The organism is Duganella sp. GW822-FHT06D06, assembly GCF_058799615.1.
Genome location: NZ_JBXALQ010000043.1, coordinates 1 through 6,258 on the forward strand (window position 1 = coordinate 1; position 6,258 = coordinate 6,258).

Annotated in this window: 1 protein-coding gene; it reads right to left on the reverse strand. The window is 65.0% G+C overall.

All coding sequences use genetic code 11. The features are described 5' to 3' along the window. Positions 1-6,258, reverse strand: a 6,258-nt coding sequence (locus AC1RMD_RS31000) for an amino acid adenylation domain-containing protein (RefSeq protein ID WP_492932682.1), incomplete at both ends; no start/stop codon positions are given.

Consider the following 6,258-nt stretch of genomic DNA (forward strand, 5'->3'; position numbering starts at 1 on the left):
ACTGGCGCCATTCGCCGTCGTTGGCAAATTGGCCGCGCTGCACGCGCCGAGGCGCGCATCAGCCACATCGACCAGGGAAACATTGTCCGGCACCGGCTGCTGCGCCGTGCCCAGCACCAGTTTGGCGTTGCAGTCGGCCAGCATCAAGGCCTGACGCTGCAACGGCAGTACCGCATCCAACGGCACATAGACGCCGCCCGCCTTCAGCACCGCCAGTTGCGCGACCACCAGGGCGATCGAACGCTCCAGCGCGATGCCCACGTAGTCGCCATCGACCACACCTTCATTGCGCAGATGGCGGGCCAGGCGATTGGCCATGGCGTTCAGGTCCGCGTAACTCACTTGCTGATCTTCGAATATCAATGCCACCGCGTCCGGCGTGGCTGCGGCCTGGTGTTCGAACAGTTCGTGAATCGCGCTATCGTGTGGGTAGCTCAGTTGCGTGTCGTTCCAGCCCACCAGCACTTGCTCGCGTTCGACCGCTGGCAGCACGGTCAGCGCACGCACCGCAGTCTCCGGCGCACTTTCCAACGCCGTCACCAATTGCTCCAATGCAGCGTGCAAGTAAGCGCAGACCCGTCCGGCGTCCACGCCGGTGCTCACTTGCGTGGTCAGTCGGAAGCCCGTACCGAAATCATCGACCGACATCGTCAGAGGATAATTGGTGCGTTCTTCGCCGGACAGTACTTCCATACCCTCCCAGACAACATCCGCCTTACCCTCGCCCGTCGAATGACGGAAGTTGAACAATGCCGAGAACAATGGCGCCGGCGCCGCCACGCCGCTGCAGCGCTGCGCCAATGCCAGCGACGCGTGTTCGTGACGCATCAGTCCCATCAATCGTGCATGGGTCGCCAGTACGCTCGCGCGCACCGATTGCGCGCCCACATCCAGCCGCAGCGGCAGCGTGTTGATGAACATCCCCAATGCGCGGTCCGCACCGGCGCCGCCCTGCATCCGGCCGAACATCACCGTGCCGAACACCACCGCTTCGCGGCCCGATGCCTTCGACAGCACCTGCGCCCAAGCCAGGTGCAGCACGGAGGCCGCGCTCACGCCCAAGCCGCGCGCCTGCTTGCGGATACGCGCCGCAAGCGCCGCATCGACTTCCTGATGCGCTTCGCCGATCATGCCGCCGTCGCCCTGCACGTCAAGCAGGCCAAACGGCGCCGTCGTTTCATCAATGTCGCTCAGCATGTCGCGGAAGAAGCCTTCATGCTCTTCCTGCGACACGCCCAGTCGCGCCTGCGCCACATAATTGCGGAACGGCAGTGCCGGCGCCAGCGTTTCGCCTTGCAGCGTTGCCTGAATTTCGCCGATCAGGATTTCCAGCGTCGTGTGGTCGATCGCCAGGTGGTGCGCCAGAATCTGCAACAGCCAGCGTCCTTGCACCGGATCATGTGCGTAGAAGCCGCGCAGCAACGGCGCCTCGCGCACGTCGATGCGGTAGTGACGTGGGTCGTAGCGCTCCGCCAGTTGTGCGGCGACGTCGCCCTCATCGAGAACAAGTTGTTCCGCCTTGAACGGCGCGCTGCGCCATACCACTTGCAGCGCAGCATCCAAGCCCTCCCACAGCACGGCCGTGCGCAGGATATCGTGACGTGAAATCACCGTCTGCAGCGCTGTCAGGAAACCGTCGAGTCGCTCGCGGCTGTCGAAACTGATCAGGCTAGGCAACAGATACGCATCGCCATTCTGGCTCATCAGGTGATGGAACAATATCCCGTCCTGCAACGGCGCCAACGGATAGATATCCTGGATGTTGGCCGCGCCGCCCGGTACCTGGGCCGCCACGCGGTCGATCTGCTCCTGCGTCAGGTCGATCAATGGCAGCATCGATGGCGTGATGTGTTCGCAGCCGTCGGCGATGCCGTTCTCCGGCACCAGCACTTCCTGCCCACCCTGTCCCACCGCCGCCGCCAGTTGGGCGATGCTTGGGGTGCTGAACAAGGCCCGCACGTCGGCCTGCAAACCGGCCTGGCGCATACCTTCGATCAGGCTGACCGCCAGCAGCGAATGGCCGCCCAGTTCGAAGAAGTTGTCGTGACGACCGATGGTTTCGCGTTGCAGCACCTTGGACCAGATGGCCGCCAGCGCTTCTTCGATTTCGCCCTGCGGCGCCTCGTAGGCACGCTGGATATATGCGTCGCCTTCCGGGGCCGGCAAGGCTTTGCGGTCCAGCTTGCCATTTGGTGTCAACGGCAACGCCGCCAACAGCACGAAAGCCGACGGCACCATGTAATCGGCCACTTCGCTTGCCAATGCCGCGCGCAGCTCCGCCACGTCCGGCGTGTAGCCGTCGTGGGCCACAACGTAGGCCACCAGACGCTTGTCGCCCGGTTGGTCTTCACGCGCCAGCACCACCGCCTCGCGCACGCTTTCGATGCGCGCCAGGCGCGCCTCGATCTCGCCCAGTTCGATGCGGAAGCCGCGGATCTTGACCTGGAAGTCGTTACGGCCCAGGTACTCGATATTGCCGTCCGCCAGATGGCGGCCCAGGTCGCCCGTCTTGTACATGCGGCCGTCCTGGCTGAACGGATCGCGCAGGAAGCGCTCCGCCGTCAACTCGGGACGGTTCAGGTAACCGCGTGCGACGCCCGCGCCACCAATATACAGCTCGCCGATCACGCCGACCGGCACCGGTTGCAGTTGGCCATCCAGGATATACACCTGGGTATTGGCCACCGGACGGCCGATATGCGGCACGAAACCTTGCGCCCGTGGCATCGCCACCCAGGTCGAGTAGGTCGTCGTCTCCGACGGACCGTACAGATTGCACACCGTCTCCACGTCGGTGCTGGCGAACAGTTTCTCGACCAGGCTGCGTTTCAACGCCTCGCCGGCCAGGTTGATCGTGCGCACGGTCGCCGGCACCGCGCCGGCATTGGCCAGCGCGTCGATGGCAGACGGCACGGTATTAATCAGCGTCACGTCGGCCGGCTGTTGCAGCAGGCTCAGGGCGTTGCCCACCAGCGTGATGCTGGCGCCGCGCGACAGCGGCACAAAGCATTCATAGACCGCCAGATCGAAATTGAGCGAGGTCGAGAACAGCGTGCGCTGCAACGCTTCCACGCTGAAGACCGCTCCCGCCCAATGGATGAAGTTGACCGCGTTGCGATGCGTGAGCATCACGCCCTTCGGTTCTCCGGTCGAGCCGGAAGTGTAGATGATGTAGGCCAGGTGTTCTGGCAGCAGGCCGGTGTCGGCCGTGTCCAGATCGGCTGCGGATTCGGTGCTCCAGCCTTCCTGTGCGTCCAGGTCGACGACCGGGCATCCGTCCGTCGCCAGCGTGGCGATCAGCCCGGAAGTCGGACCATGGGCCAGGATCGCCGCCGGCGCACTGTCAGCCAGCATGTAGGCCAGACGTTCGGCCGGGTAGGCCGGATCCATCGGCACATAGGCGCCGCCCGCCTTGAGCGTGGCCAGCAGTGCGACGATCATCTCCACGCCGCGCTCGACGCACAGCGCAACCCGCACATCCGGGCCGACGCCGAGGCCGCGCAGATGGCGCGCCAGGCGGTTGGCCCGTGCGTTCAACTCTGCGTAACTCAGCTCCTGATCTTCAAACACCAGCGCCACCGCATCCGGCGTGATCGCAACCTGCTGCTCGAACAGCTGATGCATCACGCTATCGCGCGGGTAGTCCAATTGCGTGTCGTTCCATCCGACCAGTACCTGCTCGCGTTCGGCTGCGGACAGCAGCGGCAGGTTGACCAGCGTTTGCTGCGCGTTGGCGACCATGGCGGTCAGCAAGCTGCGCCAGTAGTTGACATGCCGCTGCATCGTCGCGCGGTCGAACAGCGCGGTCGCGTATTCCAGTCCGCCCACGATCCGGCCGTCGGATTCCCGCAGCGCCAGCATCAGGTCGAATTTGGCCGAGCTGCCGTCCTGCGCCGCGATCGGCGACATCTCCAGGCCCGGCATCTCCAGCTCGCCTTCCGGCGTGTTTTGCCAGGCGAACATGACCTGGAAGATCGGCGCGTGCGCCATGCTGCGCGGCGGCTGCACGATCTCGACGATCTGTTCGAACGGCAGATCCTGATGCTGCTGCGCACCCAGCACCTGCTGCTTGCTTTGCTGCAGTAACGCTGCCACCGTCAGTTCCGGCGACAGCTCGAAGCGCAGCGCCTGGGTATTGACGAAGAAACCGATCAGCTTTTCCGTCTCGGCCCGGTTGCGGCCGGCGATAGGGCTGCCGATCACCACATCGTTTTGGCCGGACAGGCGTGCCAGCAGCGCGGCCCAGCTGCCCAACAGCAGCATGTACAGCGTTACGCCATGATGCTGGCTGAGTGCTTTCAGTTGCGCCGTCAGTGCGGCGTCAAGCTCCATGTCCAGGTTGGCGCCGGCGTAACTTTGCACCGGTGGACGAGGACGGTCAGTCGGCAATTCCAGCACGGCGGGAATGCCCGCCAGCGCCTGTTTCCAGTACGCCGCCTGACGCTGTTGACGCTCGCCGGCCAGCCATTGACGCTGCCAGCTGGCATAGTCCGGATACTGGATCGGCAAGGCCGGCAGCGGATCGCGCGCGACGTCGCTGCCTTCTTCGCTGTAGGCGCCATACAGCGTGCTCACTTCATTAAGCAGCACACCCATCGACCAGCCGTCGGAAATGATGTGGTGCATGGCGACAAACAGCACGTGTTCCTGTGCCGACAATTGAATCAACGCGCCCCGGATCAGCGGACCGCGCTCCAGGTCGAACGGCGCTTCGGCCTGCTGTGCCAACGTCTGCGCCAGCGTGTCCTCGCTTCCCTGCAGATCCAGTTCTTGCAACGCAAAGCTGGTGTTCTCATCGGCGATCAGCTGCACCACCTGTCCATCGACCTTGGCGAACGTGGTACGCAGCGCTTCGTGCCGCGCCACCACCCGGTTCAGGGTCGCGACCAGGGCTGCGCGGTTCAATGCACCGCTCAGCTGGACGCCGCCGGTGATGTGGTAGGTTTCACTGACGCCATCCATTTGCGCCAGGAACCACAAACGCTGTTGCGCAAACGACAGCGCGAGCGGCGCGCTGCGGTCAGCCAGCGTGATCGACGACAGCTCGGACTGGCCGGCCTGATCGATCACCTGGGCAAACGCGGCCAGGCTCGGCTGGCTGAACAAGTCACCCAGCGTCACTTCGACCTGCAGGTTGTGGCGTATGCGGGACAGCACTTGCACCGCCAGCAGCGAATGGCCGCCCAGTTCAAAGAAGTTGTCGTGGCGACCGATGGTTTCGCGTCGCAGCACCTTGGCCCAGATCTCCGCCAGCGCTTGCTCGGTGCCGCCCTGCGGCGCCTCGTAACCACGCTGGATATACGCCTCGCCTTCCGGCGCCGGCAGCGCCTTGCGGTCCAGCTTGCCGTTTGGCGTCAGCGGCAGCGCCGCCAGCAGCACGAAGGCCGACGGCACCATGTAATCGGCCAGTTCGACCGACAGCGCCGCGCGCAGCTCGGCCGCATCCGGCGTGTGACCGTCGCGCGCCACCACATACGCCACCAGGCGCTTGTCGCCCGGCTGGTCCTCACGCGCCAGCACCACCGCCTCGCGCACGCTGTCGATGCGCGCCAGGCAGGCCTCGATCTCGCCGAGCTCGATACGGAAGCCGCGGATCTTGACCTGGAAGTCGTTACGCCCCAGGTACTCGATAGTGCCGTCCGCCAGATGGCGGCCCAGATCGCCCGTCTTGTACATGCGGGCGTCCGCTTCCGCGCTGAACGGATCGCGCAGGAAGCGCTCCGCCGTCAGCTCCGGACGGTTCAGGTAACCACGGCCCACCTGCACGCCGGCCAGGAACAACTCGCCCGTCACGCCGATCGGCACCGGCTGCAATTGCGCATCCAGGATATACACCTGGGTGTTGGCGATCGGACGGCCGATCGGTACGATGTCGCGCAGGTCGTCGGCCCGGCACTGCCAGGCCGTCACGTCGACGCCGGCTTCGGTCGGCCCATACAGATTGTGCAGCTCGGCCTGCGGCAACATCGCATGGAAGCGCCGCGCCAGCGCAGCCGGCAACGCCTCGCCGCTGCACATCACCCGCACGATGCCGTCGCACTGCGCCGCGTCGCCATGCTCCAGGAACACCTGCAGCATCGACGGCACGAAGTGCAAGGTCGTGATGCCCTGCGTGCGAATAATTTCGTTCAGATAGAGCGGGTCTTTATGTCCCTGCGGGCGTGCCATGACCAGGCCGGCGCCGCTGATCAGCGGCCAGAAGAATTCCCACACCGACACGTCGAAGCTGAACGGCGTCTTCTGCAGCACGCGGTCCTG